This is a genomic window from Serratia proteamaculans, from assembly GCF_008830365.1.
Taxonomy (GTDB): Bacteria; Pseudomonadota; Gammaproteobacteria; order Enterobacterales; family Enterobacteriaceae; genus Serratia; species Serratia proteamaculans.
In genome coordinates, this window is sequence record NZ_WBKI01000001.1 from 125956 (window position 1) to 149049 (window position 23094).

Consider the following 23094-nt stretch of genomic DNA (forward strand, 5'->3'; position numbering starts at 1 on the left):
TTGTTTACTTGTTCCGATTATTTAAATGATCAACATTAGCCCCTTGCCTGACGTTACACGGACGCGGGTTGAATAATTTCTTTTGCAATGGATTTAGCCCTGTGAGATAAAGGCAAAGTTACCATATTGTTTTGTTTCAATGGATTACACTTACATTGAGTGGCATTGCTATTATTTGTGTTGCGATTGCTTACACTGATTTTACCTGCGGTTTAGGGTAGACGCACTATCATGAGGTCAGGACTGCACATGGTAATATTTCCATCGTCGGCTTTTCCTCTGCAATCCATGGTTTTATCGGGCTGCATTGAGCGGCTAAAATTCAAAAATCAGGCCCATTCCGCAAAGTTAATCGGGAGTAAGTATTAATCTGTGTTCATTCTTGTCTGAAAAACAAGTAATATCTCAGGCTATAACAGAGGCTGATTGCGTTACTCCCTTCTTTTTGGAGATTTTTCCTTGATTAGCGTTCTTCTTGTTGATGACCACGAACTGGTGCGCGCAGGGATACGACGCATTCTTGAAGATATCAAAGGTATAAAAGTTGTCGGGGAGGCCCAGTGCGGTGAAGACGCCGTGAAATGGTGCCGTGGCAATGCTGTAGATATCGTTCTTATGGATATGAACATGCCGGGTATTGGCGGGCTGGAAGCCACGCGCAAGATTGTGCGTTATGCGCCCGACGTGAAAGTTATCATGCTGACTATTCATACCGAGAACCCATTGCCTGCCAAGGTGATGCAGGCTGGGGCCGCGGGCTACCTGAGTAAGGGCGCTGCACCACAGGATGTGGTCAATGCCATTCGTGCGGTACAGGCCGGACAGCGCTATATCGCGTCCGATATTGCCCAGCAAATGGCGTTGAGTCAGTTGGAGCCGCAGACGGAAACGCCGTTTAGCTGCCTTTCTGAGCGCGAGCTGCAGATTATGCTGATGATCACCAAAGGTAAAAAGGTTAACGAGATCTCGGAACAACTGAGTCTCAGCCCTAAAACGGTGAACAGTTATCGCTACCGTATGTTCAGCAAGCTGAATATCAGCGGTGATGTTGAATTGACCCACCTGGCTATCCGACACGGATTGTTCAATGCGGAGACGTTGTTAAGCAGTGAGTGACCGTTTTGATGCCAAAGCATTTCTAAGCACCGTAACCAGCCAGCCTGGCGTCTACAGAATGTACGACGCTACTGGCACGGTTATCTACGTCGGTAAAGCCAAAGATCTGAAAAAACGCCTCGCCAGTTACTTCCGCCAGCAGGTGGGTAGCCGTAAAACTGAGACGCTGGTTAAGAATATCGCTCAAATAGACGTAACTGTTACGCATACCGAAACAGAGGCGCTATTACTGGAACATAACTACATAAAGTTATACCAGCCGCGATACAATGTTCTTTTGCGAGACGATAAATCTTATCCGCTGATTTTCCTCAGTGCGGACAGCCACCCACGGCTGGCCGTACATCGTGGTGCCAAACACGCCAAGGGGGAGTATTTTGGCCCATTCCCCAATTCCTATGCCGTGCGTGAGACGCTGGCGCTGCTGCAGAAACTGTTTCCGATACGCCAGTGTGAGAACAGCGTGTACCGCAACCGCTCGCGCCCCTGTTTGCAATACCAGATCGGTCGTTGCCTGGGGCCCTGTGTCGCCGGGTTGGTGAGTGAAGATGAGTATCGTCAGCAGGTGGATTATGTGCGCCTGTTTCTGTCCGGCAAGGATCAACAGGTACTGCATCAGTTGATTGAACGGATGGAAAACGCCAGCAAGGCATTGAACTTTGAAGAGGCCGCGCGGATACGCGATCAGATCCAGGCAGTACGCAGAGTGACGGAACGTCAGTTCGTGTCCGGTAACAGCGACGATCTGGATGTGATCGGCGTGGCATTCGAGTCTGGCATGGCCTGCCTGCACGTATTGTTTATTCGCCAGGGTAAAGTGTTGGGCAGCCGCAGCTACTTCCCCAAAGTGCCGGGCGGCACCGAAATGAGCGAAGTGGTACAGACATTTGTCGGTCAGTTCTATCTACAGGGTAGCCAGATGCGTACCTTGCCGGCAGAAATCCTGTTGGACTTCACATTGCCGGAGAAAGACCTGTTGGCCGAGTCGCTCTCTGAACTGGCCGGTCGTAAAATCCAGATCCAGAGCAAACCGCGAGGGGATCGCGCACGCTACCTTAAACTGGCGCGTACCAACGCAGCGACTGCCTTGACCACCAAGCTTTCTCAGCAGTCGACCATTCATCAGCGATTGGCAGAATTGACGAAGGTACTAAATCTTTCCGAGATTAACCGCATGGAGTGCTTCGATATCAGCCATACAATGGGTGAGCAAACCGTCGCTTCTTGCGTGGTATTTGACGCGAATGGGCCGCTGCGTTCTGAGTATCGGCGCTATAATATCACCGGCATTACACCGGGGGATGACTATGCGGCGATGGCGCAAGTGTTGAAACGCCGCTATGGTAAGGCTCTGGAAGAGAAAAAAATCCCCGACGTTATCTTCATTGATGGCGGTAAAGGGCAGCTAGGTATGGCGATTGATGTGTTTAATTCGCTGAACGTGAGCTGGGATAAAAACAAGCCCTTGCTGATTGGCATCGCCAAAGGCGCTGACCGCAAAGCCGGGTTGGAGACGTTGTTCTTTGTGCCGGAAGGTGAGGGCATTGCCCTGCCGTCGGACTCACCGGCGCTGCATCTGATCCAGCATATCCGCGATGATTCGCATAACCACGCGATCACCGGGCACCGTCAGAGAAGAGCAAAAGTAAGAAATACCAGCGCGTTGGAACTGATCGACGGCGTTGGACCAAAACGGCGACAGGTGCTGTTGAAGTATATGGGCGGACTTCAACCATTATTGAACGCCAGCGTTGAGGAAATTGCAAAAGTGCCGGGTATTTCACAAGCATTGGCAGAAAAGATCTACAATGCATTGAAACACTGAGGGCAATGTAGCAACATACTCTTAATTCCCACTCCAGCCAGATAGTTACCGTAGCATTATGCAATTGAATATACCGACTTGGCTTACTCTGTTTCGCGTAGTTCTGATCCCATTCTTTGTTCTGGCATTTTATCTGCCGTTCACCTGGGCTCCGATGGTTTGCGCCGTCATCTTTGTGTTTGCTGCCATAACCGACTGGTTTGATGGTTTCCTCGCCCGTCGCTGGAAGCAAACTACCCGTTTTGGGGCGTTCCTCGACCCGGTGGCGGACAAGGTGATGGTGGCGGTGGCGCTGGTACTGGTGGCAGAACACTACCATGTCTGGTGGATTACCCTGCCTGCGGCGACCATGATTGCCCGTGAAATTATCATCTCGTCACTGCGTGAGTGGATGGCGGAGATCGGTAAGCGCAGCAGCGTGGCGGTGTCCTGGATTGGCAAAGTGAAAACCATGGCGCAAATGATGTCGCTGGTCGGGTTATTGTGGCGCCCGGACCGGACCGTTGAGTATGTGTCCTTTGGTTTGTTGTACATCGCGGCGGTGCTGACTTTCTGGTCAATGTTCCAATATTTGAACGCTGCCCGCAAAGATTTGCTGGAACCCTGATCAAAGCGCTGCAAAAATCGTCAAACAAACGTAATGAGCCAACAATTTTATTGACTCATTACGTCAGGTAAGTAGAATGCATCGCATCAGACGGCAGCAGTGATTTGCCGAAAGATAGCAAAAAAATCAGTAAGTTCTGATTAATGCGGGAATAGCTCAGTTGGTAGAGCACGACCTTGCCAAGGTCGGGGTCGCGAGTTCGAGTCTCGTTTCCCGCTCCAAATTTAATAAAGCTGGTGTTTTACGAGCTTTAGCCTGTAAAAGGCAAATAGAATTTAGGCGCGTTAACAAAGCGGTTATGTAGCGGATTGCAAATCCGTCTAGTCCGGTTCGACTCCGGAACGCGCCTCCAATTTTCCCGAGCCCGGGTGGTGAAATCGGTAGACACAAGGGATTTAAAATCCCTCGGCTTATGGCTGTGCGGGTTCAAGTCCCGCCCCGGGTACCAGGAAAATAAATTCAAGAATAACAAAGCAATAAGTAGTAATGTCGTAGCCGCCGTGAGGCGGTTTTTTTGTTTCTGACACCCGCTTTGCCATACCCTCCTGATATCCCTTTACCCTATTCAAACGCCAAATAATTTCCTGACGGTCAAACGACAATCATCAATCGGGCCTGGCGGAAATACCCGGCCGTTGAGCCGGGGTTGTGTCTATCTGTTTTTCCTCAAAGTCTTGACCACTCATGGTAGATGCCGAACGGCGGTGCTATATCCCCGCGCTACAGTTCGCCACCCACATCATGGTTACCACGGCGGCAATGGAGATAATGGTACATAGATCCGATTTGCGCATGTAGTCCCTTAGCGGCCAGTGACGCCAATGACTTCGATAGCCGCTCGGTGCAGCTTTTGGCCGTAGTCATCGGGTTGTCTTTCGATCTCTTTGATCAGATAAGCGAGAATGTTTTGCTTGCTGATGGGTTGATTGGCGGAGAGCACCTGAATAATGCCCTTACCGAGCAAGTTGTAGATTTGTTCACGGTACGTCTCGATATCTTTATCGTTGAGACCGTAAAGGGTGTAATCGATCATGGAATTTTACCGCTGATGAAATTTAAAGCGCCAGCCGAAGCTGGCAGAGAAGCCATATAAAAAATAAAATCGTGCAAATTCCACTTAGGGAGATATCCAGGTGGCAGGTTAACGATAGCGTAGTAAGAATATTCCTATCAATAGGCAGCGGCAATCTGGATGGCTAATTAGGAAAATCCTCAGGCCGTTGCCTTGGCCTGGCGGGCAGATCCTGAGGAAACCTGAACGGTGCGGCAGTGCGGATTTAATCTTCTGTTTGTGCGCCCAAACTCTCGGGCAGCAGCTGTGCCAGCAGCAGGTCCAGAGTCAGCATCAGCCCGTAGCGAGCAGCGCTGCCGCCGCTGAGCGGCAATACCTTATCGGCCAGCGTCGCCAGCGTGCTACCTACCGGGGTCAGGGCGATGCGATAAGCCCCAGTGGCGCCAGCCAGCCTGGCGGCATTGAGCAAATCGGTATTTTCCCCACTCATCGACAGCAGTATCACGCACTGTTGTGCGCTCAGAGTAGAGGCGGTCATGCGCATCAGTGCTGCATCCTGGCAGGCAAAGGCAGGGTAACCCAAACCCACCAGGCGTTGTTGCAGCTCGTTGACGTACAGCGCCATGCTGTTTACGCCAAAAATATGCACACTTTTGGACTGGCTCACCTGTTGGCTGGCGTCGATTAACGCCGAATGCTCTACCTGTTGCAGCTGTTGATGCAGCGTAGTCTCCACGTCGTTGACGCGTTGCAGCCACAAACGAGGAGGCCCATTGGGCGTGGATTGGGTGCTCAAATAGCGTGAGCCACTGACGCTGGCTTGCGCCAGCTTCATACGCAGATCGCGAATATCATCACAACCGATGGTTTTGGCGAAGCGGGTGATGGTCGCCGGACTGACCCCAGCCTGACTGGCCAGCAGCTCTATAGTGGCGGAAGAGGCGAAGGCGATATCGTCCAGAATGGTCTGTGCGACCTTGGCTTCCTGCTGACTGAATTGGTTTTGCCGCGCGCGGATCTGATAGACGATGTCGCCGATATCTTCACAGCCGATGGATTTGGCAAAGCGACTCAAAGTCGTGGGGCTGACGCCGGGCAGCTTGCCAATACCGGCGGCTGAGGCGAATGCGATATCCATGCCGCCCAGCACGGGTTGTGCTACTGCTGCCGGCTGGTTTGCCGGCACAGGTTGGGTACGCATCAGCGAGATAAAGTCGTTAAGATCCTGGCAGCCCAGGGTTTTAGCAAAATGAGCGACGATCTCGGTACTGACGCCGGCTCGCTCCGCCAACTGTTCAATGGTCGCCGTTGAAGTGAAGCTGAGGTTGTCCAGGATAGTCCTGGCAATTTTCGCCTCCTGGCGGCTGAACGGACTCTGGCGAAACTGAATGTGGTAAACGAGATCCATGACTGCAGTGTCCCTTCTGTTATGCCAACCGGCACCTGTGCTTCAAGCTAGCCTGTTTTTCGCACGGCATAAAGCGATAACCCGCAGAATAAACCAATGAAAATAATTTTCAATATGCCCTGTGGGAAAACACGACGTTGCTCTCAATGTTTATTCGCTGGTTACTTATCCTGCTGTTTTTAAACGCTAAAACTCTAAATTGAAATTTTTATTCGGGCATAACTCGATCGTCGATCACAGTGTTGAAAAAAATTTTCATTGAGATTTTTATATAACGTTATGTTTTTAAACAATTAAATAAAAATCATAATCAAATCGTATGGATCTAAGGTATTTACAAGCGTGTTACATAGCTGTTTTATATTTGAACAGCCGTGGTGGCTAACAACCGGGACACTGAAAAATGCAAACAATCGTCTTATGCTGCGCCGCAGGAATGTCTACCAGCATGCTGGTACAAAAAATGAAAATCGAAGCCCAAAAACGGGCGCTGGATATCGAAATTGAAGCTGTACCGGTAGCGGATTTTGAACGTATCGTCGGCCGGGCGGATATCGTCCTGCTGGGGCCGCAGGTTAAATATGAACATGCGCGGCTTGCTGAACTGGCGGCACCCTTGGGCAAAACCGTGGCGGTTATCGACATGATGGATTACGGCACCATGCGCGGCGACAAGGTACTGGACAAGGCGCTCGGCCTGCTGGCCTGAAAACCCTTCTGGAACCAGGCTTCTGACATTCGTTTATTTATTGATTTATTGATTTATTGCGGGTTATTTCACTGACCCGCAGTGGGATCACCGTGCCTGTCATCAGGCGGGGGAGGGAATGATGGATTTGGAAACTAGCGTGATGGAATTGCTGGTTCATGCCGGTAGTGCGCGAAGTTCGCTGCTTTCTGCATTGCAATTAGCGCGTCGCGGTGAATTTGAGGCCGCTGGCGACAGACTGGAAGAGGCGAAGGCCGCTATCGGCCAGGCGCATAGCATGCAGACGGAGCTGATTGGTATGGATGAAGGCAGTGGAAAGGTACCGGTCAGTCTAATTCTGGTGCACGCGCAGGATCATTTGATGAATGCGATGCTGATCCAGGATCTGGCCACCGACATGATCGAACTTTATCGTCGTTTACCCCAGGGGACAGGCAATGACTAAAATCACCGTAATCGGCGGGGGCAGCAGCTACACGCCAGAGTTGGTCGAAGGATTGATCGCACATTATCAGGATGTTCCGTTCACCGAGTTGGCGCTGGTTGATGTGGAATCTGGCCGTGAGAAAGTGGGCATCATTGCCGAATTGACCAAAAGAATGCTTAAGCGCAATGGGCTGGAGCAGGTGGTGGTTTCGGTGCATTTCACACTGGAACCGGCCATTCGCGGTGCCAGTTTTGTACTGACCCAACTGCGGGTGGGGCAGTTGGCCGCCCGTGCTGCCGATGAGCGTCTGGGGCTGAAATACCAGCGGCTGGGGCAGGAAACCACCGGCATCGGCGGCTTCGCCAAGGCACTGCGTACCATTCCGGTCATACTGGAAGTGGCGCGCATGGTAGAAGCTGTGGCGCCAGATGCCTGGATTATCAACTTCACCAATCCGGCCGGGATCGTCACCGAAGCGGTCTCACGTTACAGCAAGGCGAAGATTATTGGTCTGTGCAACGTGCCGATCACCATGCACCACATGATCGCAGATATGCTGAAGGCACCGCACGATCAGGTGGATCTGCGTTTCGCCGGGCTGAACCATATGGTGTGGGTGCATCAGGTCACACAAAGCGGCAAGGATGTGACCGCCAAAGTGCTGGAGATGCTGAGCAATGGCGAAACGCTGTCAATGAACAACATCAAAGACCTGCCGTGGCCGCCGGCATTTTTGCAGGCGCTGGGAGCGATCCCTTGTCCGTACCACCGTTATTTTTATCAAACCGCCGGCATGCTGGAAGAAGAGATGGAAGCGGCCGCGGCTCAGGGCACTCGCGCCGAACAGGTGATGAAGGTTGAGGCGGAGTTATTTGCCTTGTATGCCGACCCTACACTGGATAAAAAACCGGAACAACTGAGCTTTCGTGGCGGTGCCTTCTATTCTGAGGTGGCGGTCGAATTGATCCGCGCCATTCACAATAACAGCGGCAAGGTGCTGGTGGTGAACACCCGTAATAACGGCGCCATTCAGGGCCTGCCGGATGATGCGGTGATTGAAACCAACTGTGTGATCGATGCGCAAGGCGCTCACCCGCTGAGTTTCGGCCCGTTGCCACTGGCCATGAACGGCTTGACCCAGCAGGTTAAAGATTTTGAACGGCTGACCATAGAGGCGGCGGTGCATGGCGATCGCCAGAGTGCGCTGTTGGCGCTGGTGGTGAACCCGCTGATTGGCGGTGTCGGCATCGCACAACCCTTGCTGGACGAGGTGTTGAACCTTAACCAGGCCTATTTACCGCAGTTTAATTAAGTCGATATTCCATAATAACAACCACGACAGCCGGCTTTGCCGGGCAGGGGGGATGATGGCGGGTCTAAATAGCATTCTGGAACGTTACGTGTTGCCGACGGCGTTAAAAATCGCCGGGCAAAAACATATTTTGTCAGTGCGGGACGGCATAATTCTCAACATGCCGTTTATGTTAATCGGGTCATTTTTCCTGATCTTCGCTTATTTACCGATCCCCAGCTACGCCAATCTGATGGGCGAGGTGTTTGGTGCAGCATGGCGGGATAAGTTGCTGTATCCGGTCAAGGCGACTTACGACATCATGGCGATAATCTCCAGCTTTGGTATTGCCTATCGGCTGGCGGAGAAATACCGCGGGATGGATCCGCTCAGTACCGGTGCAGTTTCGCTGGTGGCGTTTATCATGACCATTCCCCAGCATACGCTGTTTGCGCCGGTGAAAGGGGCTGCAGAGCAAATTGTTAAAGGCGTGCTGCCGATGAATTTTATCGGTAGTCAGGGACTGTTTGTGGCAATCGTTGTGGCACTACTGTCGACGGAAATCTACCGTTTTGTGCATAACCGTAATCTGGTGATCAACATGCCGGAAGGGGTACCGCCGGCGGTGGCAAAATCCTTCCTGGCGCTGATCCCGGGGTTCTGCGTGCTGGCAGTGATCTTGTTGCTGCGTTTGATCGTTGAAGCCACGCCGTTTGGTGATATCAATACCATGATCGCCACGCTGATCGGCATTCCAATGCATCACGTGGGGGGAACGCTGCCGGGGATGATTTTCTCGGTGATCCTGATCGGCCTGCTGTGGACGCTGGGGCTGCATGGTGACGCCATCGTACTGGTGTTTATTCAACCGGTGTGGCTGGCGAATATGTCAGAAAACCTGGTGGCGTTTCAGAGCAATCAGCCGATCCCACACATTATTACCCAGCAATTTTACGACCTGTGGATTGCACCCGGCGGCACGGGTGCTCTGTTGGGGTTAGTGATCTTTATGCTGTTGCGCAGCCGTAGTGCACAGATGAAACAGTTGGGGAAAATCGCCGCACCGGGTTGTCTGTTTAATATCAGCGAACCAATGGTGTTCGGGATCCCGCTGGTGATGAACCCGTACTTCTTCCTGCCGTTTATCCTGACCCCGGTGGTGCTGGTGATCGTGACCTACAGCGCGATGGCGACCGGATTGGTAACACCTCCGGTGGGGATTGCCTTGCCGTTCACCACGCCGATTTTCATCAGTGGCTATCTGGCGACCGGCGGCCATATTTCGGGAACGGTGATCCAGGTGGTCAATTTATTGATTTCGATGGCAATTTACTATCCTTTCTTCCGTGCCTGGGATAAGCAAAAATACCGTGAAGAAAATCAGGCGGCGATGCCGGTATCAAACACCGTGGCCGATGAGCAACCGCAGACACCATAAGATCTGTCCTTTTTGCGGCGGTGGTTATAGAGGCCTCCGTCGCAGCAAGGAAATGAAAAAGACGTCACACACGACTTGTTACATTATAACAGCATTAATCTTCGCCACCGCAGCAACGTCCGCCTAAAATGCCTGTCAGATAACCATCCAGCAGCAGGAGAGAGAAAACTCTCAACAATAACCTGTATCTGGCAAACGGTTATGAATTCACTTTGGCAAGAATGGTATCAATAATGCAGAAGTTCCGACGCTGGACCCAGTTACAGGTCTCTTTCTTTATCGCTTTCTATCTCGGTGTGTTGCTCAATATCCCCATATTTTACCGCCGGTATCAGCAACTTCATTATGACAATTTATTGTCGATCGGCATTGAAGTGGTCGCCGCCTTCTGCCTGGTGTGTTTCATCACGCTACTGATCTCGTTTTTGGGGCGCAAACTGTTCCGTATTTTGGCTTCGCTATTGGTACTGAGTTCGGTTGCTGCCAGCTACTACATGGTGCTATTCCATGTCGATATTGGTTACGGCATTCTGGCGGCGGTGATGACCACTGACGTTGACTTGTCCAGGGAGTCGGTGGGCTGGCATTTTGGCGTGTGGGTAGTGCTGGTTAGCCTGTTGCCGTTGCTGCTGATTTGGTTGGTGCCGATGCATGAGGCCAGTTATAAGCACGGTAACCACCTGGTTTGGTTCAAAAAGGGCGGAGTTATGCTGACCGCTGCACTGCTGTGCTGGTTACCACTGAAACTCATGGGCCAGGTGCAGGACCGCCACGATCGAGATAATAATCAAATGATGGCCAGCTATGGTGGGGTAGTGGCCGGCAGTTATTCACCGTCCAACTGGCTCTCAGCGCTGGGTTTGTTGACCTACAGCTCATACAGTCAGGCAGAGGACAGCCGTAATCTGTTTGATCCGGCGGCACATTTTACCTATCAAGCGCCAAAAGACGTGAATGATCTGTATGTGGTGTTTGTGATTGGCGAAAGCGCCAGACGTGACCATATGGGCATTTATGGCTACCAGCGCGACAACACGCCGAATCTGGATAAGGAAACCAACCTTGCGGTGTTGCAGGGGTATTCCTGCGACACCTCGACCAAACTCTCGCTACGTTGCATGTTCGTGCGAGAAGGCGGTGCGTCGGAAGCCCCCGAGCGGACGCTGAAGGAAATGAACGTGTTCTCAGTGCTGAAAAAGCAGGGCTTTTCCTCAGAGTTGTTCTCGATGCAGAGCGAAGCCTGGTTTTATAACAAAACCCAGGCGGATGATTATGCGCTAAGAGAAAGTATTCAGGCGGAAAAACGCAATGCCGGCAAACCTGTGGATGATATTGCGTTGATTGATGAGTTGCGGGATTCGTTAGATCGTCACCCGCAGGGCAAGCACTTGGTGATCCTGCATACCAAAGGCTCGCACTATATGTACACCGAGCGCTACCCTCGCGCTTTCGCCCGCTACCAGCCGGAATGCCAGGGTATTGACGACACTTGCTCTACGCAATCGATGGTTAACTCTTACGACAACAGCCTGCTGTATACCGATTACGTCCTTGAGCAGGTTTTCAATCAGTTGCGTAATCGCAATGCCATCGTGTTCTACGCCTCGGATCACGGTGAGTCGATCTCGGAAAATATGCATTTTCACGGTACCCCGCGTGATCATGCACCGAAGGCGCAGCGTACCATTCCGATCATGGTTTGGGCATCTGACAAGTTTCTCAGCCAGCCCGATCATCAGGCGGCCTTTAATCAGTTGAAAGCGCTACAGCAGGCAAAAACGCCGGTTTTCCACGAAAAGCTGTTCGACAGTATTCTCGGCTGCATCGGTTATACGTCACCGGACGGCGGCATTGTGAAACAGCGTAACTGGTGTCAGGTTAACTGAGCCCATTGCAGAATGACTAACCGCCGAAAGGCGGTTTTTTTACATTTGAATAAGGCCGGTTTTTATTGGCTAAGCTATGCTGAGGTCGGGTTAAAAGTGAGGTATGACGGTGAAAGCATTAACTATCGTGGGAAATGACCTACGTCTAAAGATCCTGACGGACGCGAATACGGACATCGTTCATCGTTACTTCCAGGAGAATCAGCAGCACCTTTCTCCCTGGGAGCCGAAGCGATCTGCCGATTTTTACAGTGAAGAAGTGATCCACCAGCGGTTGTGGCATGCGCAGCGGGATGCCGAGCAGGGAGTGGCTTATCAGTTTGGCATTATCAATGGCACCGGCACGGAGATGTTGGGTGCCTGCAACTTTTCCAATATAGCTCGTGGTCCCTTTCAGGCCTGCCATCTGGGGTATTCAATAGCTGCCTGCCATCAAGGCAAGGGGATAATGACCCTGGCGCTCACTACGGCCCTTGACTACATGTTGGTTGAACTGGATCTGCATCGCGTTATGGCCGCTTATATTCCGACCAATGCTCGCAGCGAAAAGCTGCTGTTGCGCTTGGGGTTTGAGAAAGAAGGTTACGCGAAATCCTATCTTAAAATTGCCGGCCGCTGGCAAGATCACGTATTGACCTCGTTGATTAACCCACGGCACGCAGAGTAACCCTTCGGCGTTGATAGCCAAAAAAAAGCCACCCGCAGGTGGCTTGTCGTCAGAGCATTGTTTAGTCCAGTTTTGGATGCTGGTCGATCAACGTCTGTTTTTTCTTTTCCAACTCGGAAATCTGCTCGTTGATGTCATCGACTTTCTGTTCGATGTTATCGTAGTTTTCCTGCAGCAGCTCTTTGGCTTCCGAGCGATCCGAGGCGGCCGGGGTAGCACCACGCAGTGGCTTATTGGCGGTTTCCTTCATATACAGGCCGGTGATCAAACCGATCACGGCTACAACCATCAGGTAGTAGGCCGGCATATACAGGTTCCCGGAGGATTCGACCAACCAAGCGGCTACCGTGGGTGTCGCACCGGCAACCAGTACCGAAATGTTAAACGAAATTGCCAACGCGCTGTAACGAATGTGTGTTGGGAACATCGCCGGCAGGATCGAAGCCATGACGCCGGTGAAGCAGTTCAACAGCACCGCCAGCACCAACAGGCCGACGAAGATCAGGCCGATCACATTACTGTTGATCAAAATAAAGCACGGAATAGCCAGCGCCAGCAGGCCGATACTGCCGCCAATAATAAACGGCTTACGGCCGATACGGTCACTGGTCAGGCCGATGACCGGTTGCACAAACAACATGCCGATCATGACGGCGATAATGATCAGGACGCCGTGATCTTCCGAGTAGTGCAGGTTATGCGACAGGTAGCTCGGCATGTAGGTCAGCAACATGTAATAGGTCACGTTGGTCGAAATCACGATACCGACGCACACCAGCAGGCTTCTCCAGTGCTTGGCTGCGATCTCTTTAAACGAGGTTCTCGGCGGATTTTCGATGGCGTTGCGGTCTTCTTTTTCCATCTTTTCCACGTGCTGCTGGAATGCCGGAGTTTCTTCCAGCGCATGACGCAGGTACAGGCCGATCAGGCCTAATGGTGCGGCGATGAAGAACGGAATACGCCAGCCCCAGTCGAGGAAGTTAGCTTCACCGACGATACTGGAAATCAGCACCACGACGCCGGCACCCAGCACGAAGCCGGCAATCGAGCCGAAATCAAGCCAACTGCCCATAAAGCCACGCTTTCGGTCCGGGGAGTATTCGGCGACAAAGATGGCTGCGCCGGAGTATTCGCCACCGACCGAGAAGCCCTGTGCCAGCTTGGCTACCAACAGCAGCACCGGTGCCCAAATACCGATCGACGCATAAGAGGGGATCAGACCGATACAGAAGGTGCTCACCGCCATAATAATAATGGTGATGGAAAGGACTTTTTGTCGACCGAACTTATCGCCCATCGAACCAAAGAAGATGCCACCTAACGGACGTACCAAGAAGGGAACGGAAAAGGTTGCCAGTGCGGCAATCATCTGTACGCCGGGAGTGGCGCCAGGGAAAAAGACTTGCCCAAGGGCGTAGGCGACAAAGCCGTAAACACCAAAGTCGAACCATTCCATTGCGTTGCCCAATGCAGCCGCGGTTATCGCCTTTTTCAGTTTGCTGTCGTCAATAATGGTGATGTCATTAATCAGCATCGGCTTATGTCGTTTTTTTCTTAATTTCATATAATCATCCCTTAATCAATTCTAGTCGTACGTGAATTCGCGATCCTTCTGCCCAGTTATCAGTTTGGTTAATCTAAACGCTATGCGCAGAGATCCCCCATTGCCATTTTTTGTGTGATGCGAATCACGTAATATTTCAATTTTCACCGGGAATATGTCATTTAGGTGACTAATTATTTTGCATCTATAGCTTAACGTTATATCGGATGGCGATCAAATTTAGCAGTTTATCTTATGGATTTGCACCAATTTAGCGCATAAACAGGTTAACTATTGTGCATTTTGCTGGTTTTTTGTCTGGTGGGGGATGCGTTAAGTATAGGAACAACTGCAGCAAAAAACGGCAAAATTAATGCATTTTTCGGGCGAAGAAAAAGGCCTGACGCAGACGCCAGGCCGGCGAATTATTGCGGGGAACCGCCAAATTCTAAATAGAGTTGTGCCAGATTTTGGTATTGGCTAAAGCGATTTTCATCCAGCGCCTGCTCCGCCTGCCTGCGACGATTTTGTGCATCCAGCCAGAAGGTGATAGGGACGGCACCTTGCCTGTAACGGCTCTCATTCAACCGCTCAGATTTGCGTGCCAACGCCAACGAAGCCTGCAAGTGTTTTTCCTGTGCTATCAGTTGCGTACGCAACGACAAGGCATCGTCTACATCGGCCATGGCTTTATACAGCGCCTGTTTGAATTCCAGCACCTGCAGATCGTAGTCGCTGCGGGCGATTTTGATATCAACGTCCATTTTCCGCCATTCAAGAAACGGTAACGTTAGTCCTGCGCTCACCGAGACCAACGGATTGCGCAGAAATTCCAGCAATGCGCTACTGCTGCTACCCAATGAGCCTGTCAGGCTAAAGGCCGGATAGTACTGAGTGCGTTTCACATCGACGTTGGTCAGTGCTTCACGCAATCGCAGCTCTTTGGCGCTGATATCTGGGCGGTGGCGCAACACGCTGGCCGGGATACCGGCGTTGATTTGCGGCAGCGGACCCGTCGGCAAACCACCGGGCTCCACCAGCGCATTGCCCGGCGGTGCGCCCAGTAATACCGTCTGTTCGTTGAGTGCCTGCTGACGCTCACGCAGCAGCGCCAGATGACTGCTTTCCTGATTGATCAGATTTTGCTCGGCATCCACCACGTCCAGTGAAGAGATGCTGCCGGCGCGGTAGCGGGCATTGACCAACTGTAAGGTCTGCCGGGTGTAAGCGATATTTTGCTGACTGACGCTTATCCGTTGGTTGATAAAGCCTATGCGCCAGTAATTTTTGCTGGCGTTAGCGAGCAAGGCCAAACGCGCACTTTGCAAATCCTGTTGGGTGGCCTGGCTGGCCCATTCTGCGGCGTCACGCTGTCGCGCCAGTTTGCCCCACAGATCGACCTCGTAGCTGACGCCAAGGTTGGCGCTGCTGCTTTTATTCCAGGGTGATGAATTGGCAAGGGCGTTGCTGGCTTGGCTATTGAGCGTAGCATTGACGCTTGGCTCGGTGCCGATATCGGCCTGTTGTGCCGTCAATTGGGCGCGGTAAACGCGCAGCGCGGCAGCGGCCAGGTCGTTATTGGCCAGCATGACCTGTTGCAACCAACGGTCTAACTGGGGATCGTGGAAATCGTGCCAGTCAAAAGGCACCGGCGTAGCGGCGGCATCGCTGCTGTCCGGCCACTGGGATGGGTAGTCTACCTTCACTGGCTGATATTCGCTTTTCAGCGCGTTGCCGCAGCCGGTACTAAGCAGGGCGGCGAGGCATAACGCCAGGGGGGATAAAATTTTCATAAGTTACTCGCTGGCCAGTGAAATGACCGGATCCATCCGCGCCGCTTTGCGGGCCGGGAGATAACCGAAGATCATGCCGATCAAGGTGGAGCAGAAGAAGGCTACGGCGGCGGCCTGCCAGGAATAGATGGCGGTGAGCATGCCGCCCGCCAGCAGGGTAAATAGCGAACCGGCGGCGAAGGACAGCAAAATGCCCAGGATCCCGCCGATCAGGCAGACCAGCACGGCCTCAATCATAAATTGCTGCATTATGTCGCTGCGACGTGCGCCTACAGCCATACGTACGCCAATTTCATGCGTCCGTTCGGTCACCGAGACCAGCATGATGTTCATCACGCCAAGGCTGCCGATAATCAGAGAAATTGAGGCCACCATCAGGATCAGCAGGCTGAGGGTCATTGAGGTGTGTTCGATCGATTTACGGTACTTGTCGAGGTTGAACAGCATAAAGTCTTTTACGCCGTGGCGCTGGGTCAGCAACTGGTTAATGGCGGCGACGGCAGCCTCGTTGGCGACGTCATCCTTCAACCGGACACTGATGCTGCTCAGCGTGGTTTTGCCCACCATGCGATACATCACGGTGCTATAGGGCATCCACACTCTGATGCGGTTGGGGGCCGAGTCCTGGTTACTTTGCACCACGCCAATCACCCGGGCCGGCACGGCACCAAGAAACACAATTTGGCCCAGCGGCTCTACGCCGAAATCCCCGAACAACGACTGACGGGCGTTTTCGTCAATGATCACTTCCTGCAACGCATTGCGGTCATCCCGGAAGTTGCGACCTTGCACCAGCGTGAAACCGTTAACACGTAAATAATCGCGTCCAACGCCGCTGATCGACGCATTGGCTGACTTGCTGCGAAAGTGAATGCTGTCTGAGGCCGTGACTTCAGGACTGACGCTGTCGACAAAGCTTTGACTGGCCAGCGCGTCGGCATCTGCCGGAACCAGAGTACGGATGCTGTCGATGGCATCATCGAAGAAATCACGGCCGGGGTAGATGCTGACCACGTTGGTACCGAGACTTTTAATACTCTCCAGCGTGCGTTGTTTGGCGCCTTCGCCCAGCGCGACCACCGTCACGACCGCAGCAATGCCGAAAATAATGCCGGTCATGGTCAGAGCGGTACGCAGGCGGTGGGCATTCATGGCTTTCAGCGCCATTTGCAGCGACTCACGGGTACGATCGAGCAGACTCTGCCAGTAGCCTTGTGCTGCCGGTGGGCTTTTTTGCATCTTCGACAGTGGGGCCGTCGTTTGACGGCCGCTGTCGGCGACGATCTCACCGTCCTGCAGTTCGATGATGCGTTGTGCGTGCTGCGCCACCTTCATATCGTGGGTGACGATCACGACGGTATGGCCACGCTGATTAAGTTCGCTGAGGATCTCCAGCACTTCCTGGCCGGAACGGGAGTCCAGGGCACCGGTGGGCTCATCCGCCAGGATGATTTCAGCACCGTTGATTAACGAACGAGCGATACTGACGCGCTGTTGCTGGCCACCGGAGAGTTGCCCAGGTTTATGGTGCTCACGGCCCTCCAACCCCAGTCGAGCCAACAGTTGTGCCGCGTTCAGACGGCGTTGATCACGTTTGCTGTTGGCGTAAATCGCGGGGATTTCGACGTTGCCCAGCGCACTGATGTCCGGCATCAGATGATAACGCTGGAAGATAAAACCGATGTGCTCTCGACGTAGCCTGGCCAATTGATCCGGCGACAGGTGAGCCGCATTTTGGCCGTTGATGTAATAGTCACCCTGGTCCGGTACGTCCAGACAGCCGATGATGTTCATCAGCGTGGATTTTCCAGAGCCTGAAGCGCCTATGATCGCGACCAACTCCCCGGCAGCGATGCTCAGGTTGATGTTTTTCAACACGGTCAGCGGCTGGCTGCTGTTGGTGTAGGTGCGGCCGATGCCTTTCAGCTCAATGATAGTGTTCACAGTGAGAGGCCTTCCTCGCTTGGCCTGGCACTTTCCTGCACCAGCACCACGTTTTCACCCGCCTTCAACCCGGACAGAATTTGAATATCGACGTTATTGGTAATGCCGGTTTTCACTTCGTGCATTTCCAACCGATTGTCCGCGGTCAGCACCTGCACCTGCTGCTTTTTATCTGCAGTTTTATGCACCGCCTGGATCGGTACTAACAGCGCGTTTTTTGCCTCACCGAGCAGTAATGAAACCTGAGCCGTCATGGCGATCCGCAAGCGATTATCCGGGTTAGGTACGTCCAGCAGTGCGTTGTAATACACCGAGGCGTTGGAGGTGCCGGAGCCGGAGGACGAACTGCCGCTGGAGATTGAGTCGTCTTTCATCACCGATTCCGGCGCCAGCTCGACGGTGCGCAGCGTGGCGTCGTAACGTTTGTCCGGTTCGGAGAAAATGGTGAAGTAGGCCTTTTGCCCCTGCGAAACGCGGGTAATATCGGCCTCGGAAATCTGCGCCTTAATGGTCATCACATCCAACTGAGCCAGTTTGACGATGGTGGGGGCGCTCTGATTGGCATTTACCGTTTGGCCCTGTTGAGTAATCACCGCGATGACGATGCCGTCCATCGGTGCCAGGATTCGGGTGTAACTCAGGTCGACCTTTTTCTTGTCGACCTCAATTTGTGCTTGCACGATGCGTGCATTTAACGCGATCAGTTCGGCGCGGGTGGCGGCGAGCGTGGCTTCCGCCGCCTCAAAATCTTCGCGGGAGCCGGCTTCATCACTCAACATGCGTTTCTGGCGCTTAAAGCGAGACTCGGCCTGTTTCAATAGCGCCTGTTTAGCCTGTAAATCCGCCTTGGCGACGTTCAGCGCCGCTTCGGCGTTACGCAGATCGTTACGTTGCGGCAGATCGTCTATGTCGGCGATAGGCTGGCCCTTGGTGACCCGATCGCCCAGTTTAACCTTCAGGGATTTGACCTGGCCGGAAACCTGCGCCCCGACATTGACCCGTTCTATTGCATCAAGCTTGCCGGTGGCCAGTACGGCATTTTCTATATCGCCCAGACGAGCCGGTGCCGTGACCGCGGCGGTCTGAGAGGGGCTTTGCAAAGAGAACACGGCCACCAGGGCAAGTATGACCAGCAAGGCGCCAGCCAGGATAAACGCCAAACGGCGCGGAGTGACTTTCATAGTGTTATCCATAACAGAAAACGATGATCCCAGAAGGCGCTATAGTGGCATCCAGCGCTTTAACTAACAATAAACACGCTGCAGACGGGCGATAAAATGGCGATGGTTAATGATCACTATCTGAAATCAATCCTACGCTGCAGGTTAAATAGGCGAAAATGTAAGATTTCTCTGCAAAATCAGCCATTCATAGGTCAATAACTTGAATCCGCAGCATTAATATGGATAATGCCAACCCGAAGCAACGGAATGCGCTATTAACTCAGTTGGCAGAGTGGTTGGTTTTAAAATGCTTTTTTGGCTACAAAATTGATAGACGCGGGTTCGAGTCCTGCATAGCGCGCCAGCTTCCTTTCGTGAACTGTTACCGTAAAGTGCACCCGGGTTGATTTGCACTATCGGCTCCTTGTTGGGTTTTTCGGGTGTGCTTTGCCGTAGCCGTTTCCTCTCCTTTCTTTATGTTTTCTTCTGTTCCATCGATCTTTGCTAAACTGTAATCAGGCAGGTATGCTGCCCGGCAACAGGAGATCGCTATGTCTGAGTCCGATCAACTGCAGGAATTATTGCAACGCGTAGCGGCACTTGAAGCCCGCGAACAGTCGCTGACCGCCGCCTCCAATGCCTATCAGGCGATTATCACTACCATGCTCGGCAACCTGGAGAGACAGGACCGTGACAAGATTATTGCGATGATCGACCAGGCGCATGAACTTGCCTATGCTCGCGCCATTCAGCGCTGCAATGAGCCGCAAAAGCAAAAAATCAAACAGGCTGACGATATCGCTCAGCGGATGTTTATGTTTGCTCAAGGTAAAAACTCCCTGCAACGTTAGCCAGCATAGGTATAACAGTTGCCGATTTTAAATTGCATAACTGATCTACCTGGGCAAACTGTACCTGTGTTAGTTTGATGAATGATTATTGATAGCAATAATGTCCCCCCCAGGCATAAGGTTGTAGCGATGGACGCGATTAAAAGCATCTTGGTAAAAGAAATCGAGCGGATCAATCGGCAGGAAGGGCGCGACGGCAAGCTGCGTTTTAACAGCGAATTTGCCCGCGATCACAGTTACCTGTGCCTCGCCATGTTTGCCGGCTATTTTGCCGTGATCGCCGTGATGTATCAGGTCCCCTACATGGGTTTCATCTCCTTTTTGGCTTTTACCGCCTTCGTGTTGTTCATGTTCGCCATGCTGCTGATTGAAATCAAACCGGTGTATCGTTTCGAGGACATCGGCGTGCTGGATCTGCGCGTATGCTATAACGGCGAGTGGTATTTCACTCGCGCACTGTCGCCGCAATCGGTGAAGGCGCTTTTGGATGAGCCGTCGATCGGTGCTGCGATGAAAACCAGGATGCAGGAAATCATCGCCAATAAGGGCGAGATTGATTTCTATGACGTTTACGATCTGGCGTATTCAAAGAAGCCACAGGATGAGCAGCCGCAGGTGGCGGTGCTTAACTGAAGGGTTTCCGCCTGTGCGGTTGTCGATTATACTCACGCATTGAAGCCCGTTAAGCGTGAGGAATTTACGATGAGTGATGACATTTTCGATTTTGATATCGATGCCGAATTGGCGCAAGCAGAAGAGAAAGCGGCGCAGAAAGTCAAAGAACTGCCAGAAATCCTTGAGGATGAGGCGGACTGCGAAGGCTGCAAGATCTGATTGCCATCGTTAATAAAGAACCGCTGCGGCGGTTTTTTTATGCCCAAAATCCGAGTTGCAGGCAAAAAAAAGCCCGTTTCAGGCGGGCCAACACTTAAGTAGTATGAGGGTTTATTTTTATTACCGACTGCGCTTAGGATACGCGTAATGGTCGGCAAGAGATGTGGGCGTATTGTAACAAAATGGTTGTAGTTGTGTTTCCGTGTTACGCCCACCAGGTCAACGATTAATCCAGCACAAATCCCCAAATCAGCAGCGCCGCCACGGTAATCAGGCAGAGCGTGGAGACGGTTATCAGTATTTTTCCCAGAATGTCTTTTTCTTGTTGCTGCTGTGCCACGTTAAAATTATCCAATTAAGAGCCTGTGGACCAAATCGGCGATACCCAGATCCAGCACTATGACCGTCAGTGCAATCCCCAGCATGGCCGATAGAAATCGAGTTTTACTGTTCAAATCAATACCCACCACCGCTATGCAGTGTTCCCAGAGTAAAGGTTAAACCGCCGGGGCTGAACGCCCGCTTTTGATAATTACAGAGTTTAAGAACCTTTCCAGGACTATAAGTTCCGTCTGTTTTGAGGGGGGCCGCTGCGTGTGTTGCTCCGCAGCGGCCGGTAGTGCAGAAAAATCAGTCAGCAACAATTCTTACGCCAATTTTACTGATGGCGTTGCCATCCATTTCGGCGATGGTCCAGGTCAGACCATCCCATTCTACCTGGTCGCCGACCACGGGCTCGCCGCCAATCAGTTTAAGGACGAATTGCCCCAGTGTTTGTTGTTCGTCCACGCCTTCCTGCAGGTTAAGCCCATACACCTGTGAAATATCGCTCAGGCGTGCGTCCGACTGCAGGATAAAGTCACCGAAGAAACGCTCATCCATGGTGACCACTGGCGCCTGGCTAAACAGTTTGCCCAGCACCGGTAAGTCATGTTCGTGGCCGATAACGCACAGAATGTCATCTTCACGCAGTCGCGTACTACCGCTGGGGTGCAACAACTCTTTGCCACGGAACAATGCGGCAATGCGCGTGCCCGGCGGCATTTTCAGCTCACGCAGTGCAGCGCCCACACACCAGTTTTCTGACGACAGCTGATAAACAAACTGCTCCCATTGGTTTTCAGGGTGTACGTCCAACCCAACCCGCGAAATTGGCGCCAGTGCCGGCGGTACGATTACCTTGGCTTTCTTCGCGGCGAACGACAGCGTGGTGCCTTGCAGTAACAGTGAGACCAGTACCACAAAGAAGGCCACGTTGAAGAACAGCTGCGCATTCGGCAATCCGGCCATCATCGGGAAGACGGCCAGAATGACCGGCACGGCACCGCGCAGGCCAACCCATGAGATAAAGCTGCGTTCACGCAGGGTAAAACTGCGGAACGGCAACAGCCCGATAAACACCGAAAGCGGTCGGGCGAACAAGATCATCCACAGCGACAGCAGCAGGGCAGGGATGGCGATAGGCAATAACTCGTGCGGATTGAGCAGCAGCCCCAGCACCAGGAACATGCCAATTTGGCTCAGCCAGGCCAGTCCGTCAAAGGTCTGGACAATACCGTGCCGGTTGCGGATCGGGCGATTGCCCAGCATCAGGCCGCACAGGTAGACCGCCAGAATGCCGCTACCGTCCAGCGCGGTGGTCAGGGCAAAAATCAAAATGCCACCGCTGACGGCCAACAGCGGATACAGGCCTTCCGCCAGTTTTATGTGGTTGATTAGCGTCAACAGCAGCCAACCGCCGCCGAGGCCAAAGACAATCCCCATGCCGAACTGCTGCAGCAAATGGAGCGGGAACATCCAGCTCAGCGTGGTTTCGCCGGCGGAGATCATCGCAATCAGGGTGATGGTAAGAAACACCGCCATGGGGTCATTGCTACCGGATTCGATTTCCAGCGTGGCGCTGACGCGGTCGTTAAGCCCTTTACCGCCCAGCAGTGAAAATACTGCGGCGGCGTCGGTGGAACCGATAATGGCGCCAATCAGCATGCCCTGCAGCAAGTCGAGGTTGAACAGCCAGGCGGCAGCCAGCCCGGTAAGCCCGGCGGTGATCACCACGCCGACGGTGGCGAGGGAAAGTGCCGGCCAGAGTGCCACGCGGAATGAGCTGACGCGGGTGCGCATACCACCGTCCAGCAGGATCACGGCCAGTGCCAGGTTACTGACCAAATAGGCCACAGGGTAATTGCTAAAAACGATACCGCCAGGGCCATCGACCCCCGCCAGCATGCCGATAGCCAGGAAGATCACCAGAATGGGGATACCCAGGCGTGAGGAAAATGAACTGAGAAGAATACTTGCTCCCACCAACACGGCACCGATGATGAACAAACTGTTAATGGTGCTGGCATCCAAAATAACGTTCTCCTGCAGGCTGGGGGAAAGGCGTTGCGCGCGGGCGCAGATACCCCATGATGATAGCCTGTTTTTTAGGTAAAACGCCAAGGCTGATTTACAAAACAGTTTGGCATTTATTGTCATTTAAGAAGGAAAGCGTGAGGAAGTGGGGATAAATCGGTGAACTTCTTACTTTTATCTATATTTATCAGCTTACTGTGGTTCTATCCTGACAATAAACCTCAA

The 23094-nt window shown here is 52.6% G+C and carries 20 protein-coding genes and 4 tRNA genes; 16 read left to right on the top strand and 8 right to left on the bottom strand.

Features of this window, described 5'->3' with window-relative positions:
* The first annotated feature begins 459 nt into the window (after nt 1-459).
* The 6 genes from uvrY to F8R23_RS00605 all read left to right on the top strand — a co-directional run bounded on the left by uvrY (nt 460) and on the right by F8R23_RS00605 (nt 3996).
* Nucleotides 460-1116 carry a UvrY/SirA/GacA family response regulator transcription factor gene (uvrY, locus tag F8R23_RS00580; RefSeq protein WP_012006273.1) on the top strand — a complete coding sequence of 219 codons (657 nt, stop codon included), beginning with the start codon at nt 460-462 and terminating at the stop codon, nt 1114-1116.
* Nucleotides 1109-2941, top strand: coding sequence for an excinuclease ABC subunit UvrC (gene uvrC / locus F8R23_RS00585; protein WP_112350441.1), 1833 nt, complete (start codon nt 1109-1111; stop codon nt 2939-2941). The genes uvrY and uvrC overlap by 8 nt, the downstream gene beginning before the upstream one ends.
* A gap of 58 nt (nt 2942-2999) precedes the next feature.
* Nucleotides 3000-3548, top strand: coding sequence for a CDP-diacylglycerol--glycerol-3-phosphate 3-phosphatidyltransferase (gene pgsA, locus F8R23_RS00590; protein ID WP_017892379.1), 549 nt, complete (start codon nt 3000-3002; stop codon nt 3546-3548).
* 145 nt (nt 3549-3693) lie between these two features.
* A tRNA-Gly gene (locus F8R23_RS00595) sits at nt 3694-3769 on the top strand.
* 57 nt (nt 3770-3826) lie between these two features.
* Nucleotides 3827-3900 (top strand) — tRNA-Cys (locus tag F8R23_RS00600).
* 10 nt (nt 3901-3910) lie between these two features.
* Nucleotides 3911-3996: transfer RNA gene (locus tag F8R23_RS00605), tRNA-Leu, on the top strand.
* Nucleotides 3997-4350: 354 nt separating this feature from the next.
* On the opposite strand, the gene F8R23_RS00610 is transcribed toward F8R23_RS00605, so the two are convergent.
* The gene (locus F8R23_RS00610) at nt 4351-4581 is read right to left on the bottom strand and encodes a biofilm development regulator YmgB/AriR family protein (protein WP_099061659.1); all 231 of its coding nucleotides are present in this window, start codon (nt 4579-4581) and stop codon (nt 4351-4353) included.
* 244 nt (nt 4582-4825) lie between these two features.
* A complete protein-coding gene (locus F8R23_RS00615) occupies nt 4826-5968 on the bottom strand; it encodes a MurR/RpiR family transcriptional regulator (protein WP_129934997.1) in 1143 nt (380 codons plus the stop codon).
* A 403-nt stretch (nt 5969-6371) separates the two neighbouring features.
* Between F8R23_RS00615 and F8R23_RS00620 the strand changes: the two genes are divergently transcribed.
* From F8R23_RS00620 to F8R23_RS00645, 6 genes are all read left to right on the top strand, one after another.
* Nucleotides 6372-6677, top strand: a complete 306-nt coding sequence (locus F8R23_RS00620; RefSeq protein ID WP_099061657.1) for a PTS sugar transporter subunit IIB — start codon at nt 6372-6374, stop codon at nt 6675-6677.
* 118 nt (nt 6678-6795) lie between these two features.
* Nucleotides 6796-7122, top strand: coding sequence for a PTS lactose/cellobiose transporter subunit IIA (locus F8R23_RS00625; protein WP_129934996.1), 327 nt, complete (start codon nt 6796-6798; stop codon nt 7120-7122).
* A complete protein-coding gene (locus F8R23_RS00630; RefSeq protein ID WP_129934995.1) occupies nt 7115-8416 on the top strand; it encodes a 6-phospho-beta-glucosidase in 1302 nt (433 codons plus the stop codon). Before F8R23_RS00625 ends, F8R23_RS00630 begins: the two co-directional genes overlap by 8 nt.
* A gap of 55 nt (nt 8417-8471) precedes the next feature.
* Nucleotides 8472-9833, top strand: coding sequence for a PTS cellobiose transporter subunit IIC (gene celB / locus F8R23_RS00635; RefSeq protein WP_129934994.1), 1362 nt, complete (start codon nt 8472-8474; stop codon nt 9831-9833).
* A 233-nt stretch (nt 9834-10066) separates the two neighbouring features.
* Nucleotides 10067-11719, top strand: coding sequence for a kdo(2)-lipid A phosphoethanolamine 7''-transferase (eptB, locus tag F8R23_RS00640; protein WP_129934993.1), 1653 nt, complete (start codon nt 10067-10069; stop codon nt 11717-11719).
* Between the two features lie 109 nt (nt 11720-11828).
* A complete protein-coding gene (locus tag F8R23_RS00645) occupies nt 11829-12386 on the top strand; it encodes a GNAT family N-acetyltransferase (protein WP_129934992.1) in 558 nt (185 codons plus the stop codon).
* Between the two features lie 61 nt (nt 12387-12447).
* On the opposite strand, the gene proP is transcribed toward F8R23_RS00645, so the two are convergent.
* The 4 genes from proP to etsA form a co-directional block, all read right to left on the bottom strand.
* Nucleotides 12448-13950, bottom strand: a complete 1503-nt coding sequence (proP, locus tag F8R23_RS00650) for a glycine betaine/L-proline transporter ProP (RefSeq protein WP_129934991.1) — start codon at nt 13948-13950, stop codon at nt 12448-12450.
* Between the two features lie 404 nt (nt 13951-14354).
* A complete protein-coding gene (gene etsC / locus F8R23_RS00655) occupies nt 14355-15722 on the bottom strand; it encodes a macrolide efflux RND transporter outer membrane subunit EtsC (protein ID WP_151415140.1) in 1368 nt (455 codons plus the stop codon).
* Between the two features lie 3 nt (nt 15723-15725).
* The gene (locus F8R23_RS00660; protein ID WP_151415141.1) at nt 15726-17666 is read right to left on the bottom strand and encodes a MacB family efflux pump subunit; all 1941 of its coding nucleotides are present in this window, start codon (nt 17664-17666) and stop codon (nt 15726-15728) included.
* Nucleotides 17663-18847: a macrolide efflux RND transporter periplasmic adaptor subunit EtsA gene (gene etsA / locus F8R23_RS00665; protein ID WP_129934988.1), complete on the bottom strand. Its 1185-nt coding sequence runs from the start codon at nt 18845-18847 to the stop codon at nt 17663-17665. The genes F8R23_RS00660 and etsA overlap by 4 nt, the downstream gene beginning before the upstream one ends.
* A gap of 251 nt (nt 18848-19098) precedes the next feature.
* Here etsA and F8R23_RS00670 point away from each other — a divergent pair.
* The 4 genes from F8R23_RS00670 to F8R23_RS24355 all read left to right on the top strand — a co-directional run bounded on the left by F8R23_RS00670 (nt 19099) and on the right by F8R23_RS24355 (nt 20514).
* Nucleotides 19099-19193: transfer RNA gene (locus F8R23_RS00670), tRNA-OTHER, on the top strand.
* A 187-nt stretch (nt 19194-19380) separates the two neighbouring features.
* Entirely contained in the window at nt 19381-19680 is a 300-nt protein-coding gene (locus F8R23_RS00675; protein ID WP_129934987.1) for a hypothetical protein, read from the top strand.
* Between the two features lie 129 nt (nt 19681-19809).
* Nucleotides 19810-20313, top strand: coding sequence for a YlaC family protein (locus F8R23_RS00680; RefSeq protein WP_129934986.1), 504 nt, complete (start codon nt 19810-19812; stop codon nt 20311-20313).
* A 69-nt stretch (nt 20314-20382) separates the two neighbouring features.
* Nucleotides 20383-20514, top strand: coding sequence for a hypothetical protein (locus F8R23_RS24355; RefSeq protein WP_012006291.1), 132 nt, complete (start codon nt 20383-20385; stop codon nt 20512-20514).
* Nucleotides 20515-20740: 226 nt separating this feature from the next.
* Here the strand turns inward: F8R23_RS24355 and F8R23_RS24360 are convergent, their stop codons facing one another.
* The gene (locus F8R23_RS24360; protein ID WP_256347897.1) at nt 20741-20869 is read right to left on the bottom strand and encodes a hypothetical protein; all 129 of its coding nucleotides are present in this window, start codon (nt 20867-20869) and stop codon (nt 20741-20743) included.
* 275 nt (nt 20870-21144) lie between these two features.
* The gene (locus F8R23_RS00685; protein WP_112348164.1) at nt 21145-22866 is read right to left on the bottom strand and encodes a potassium/proton antiporter; all 1722 of its coding nucleotides are present in this window, start codon (nt 22864-22866) and stop codon (nt 21145-21147) included.
* Between the last annotated feature and the right edge of the window lie 228 nt (nt 22867-23094).

Coding starts and splice junctions, on each gene's coding strand:
- etsC (WP_151415140.1), bottom strand. CDS start 15,722: ATGAAAATTTTATCCCCCCTGGCGTTATGCCTCGCCGCCCTGCTTAGT.
- F8R23_RS00675 (WP_129934987.1), top strand. CDS start 19,381: ATGTCTGAGTCCGATCAACTGCAGGAATTATTGCAACGCGTAGCGGCA.
- eptB (WP_129934993.1), top strand. CDS start 10,067: ATGCAGAAGTTCCGACGCTGGACCCAGTTACAGGTCTCTTTCTTTATC.
- F8R23_RS00615 (WP_129934997.1), bottom strand. CDS start 5,968: ATGGATCTCGTTTACCACATTCAGTTTCGCCAGAGTCCGTTCAGCCGC.
- F8R23_RS24355 (WP_012006291.1), top strand. CDS start 20,383: ATGAGTGATGACATTTTCGATTTTGATATCGATGCCGAATTGGCGCAA.
- F8R23_RS00625 (WP_129934996.1), top strand. CDS start 6,796: ATGATGGATTTGGAAACTAGCGTGATGGAATTGCTGGTTCATGCCGGT.
- F8R23_RS00610 (WP_099061659.1), bottom strand. CDS start 4,581: ATGATCGATTACACCCTTTACGGTCTCAACGATAAAGATATCGAGACG.
- F8R23_RS00630 (WP_129934995.1), top strand. CDS start 7,115: ATGACTAAAATCACCGTAATCGGCGGGGGCAGCAGCTACACGCCAGAG.
- F8R23_RS00680 (WP_129934986.1), top strand. CDS start 19,810: ATGGACGCGATTAAAAGCATCTTGGTAAAAGAAATCGAGCGGATCAAT.
- etsA (WP_129934988.1), bottom strand. CDS start 18,847: ATGAAAGTCACTCCGCGCCGTTTGGCGTTTATCCTGGCTGGCGCCTTG.
- F8R23_RS00620 (WP_099061657.1), top strand. CDS start 6,372: ATGCAAACAATCGTCTTATGCTGCGCCGCAGGAATGTCTACCAGCATG.
- proP (WP_129934991.1), bottom strand. CDS start 13,950: ATGAAATTAAGAAAAAAACGACATAAGCCGATGCTGATTAATGACATC.
- pgsA (WP_017892379.1), top strand. CDS start 3,000: ATGCAATTGAATATACCGACTTGGCTTACTCTGTTTCGCGTAGTTCTG.
- celB (WP_129934994.1), top strand. CDS start 8,472: ATGGCGGGTCTAAATAGCATTCTGGAACGTTACGTGTTGCCGACGGCG.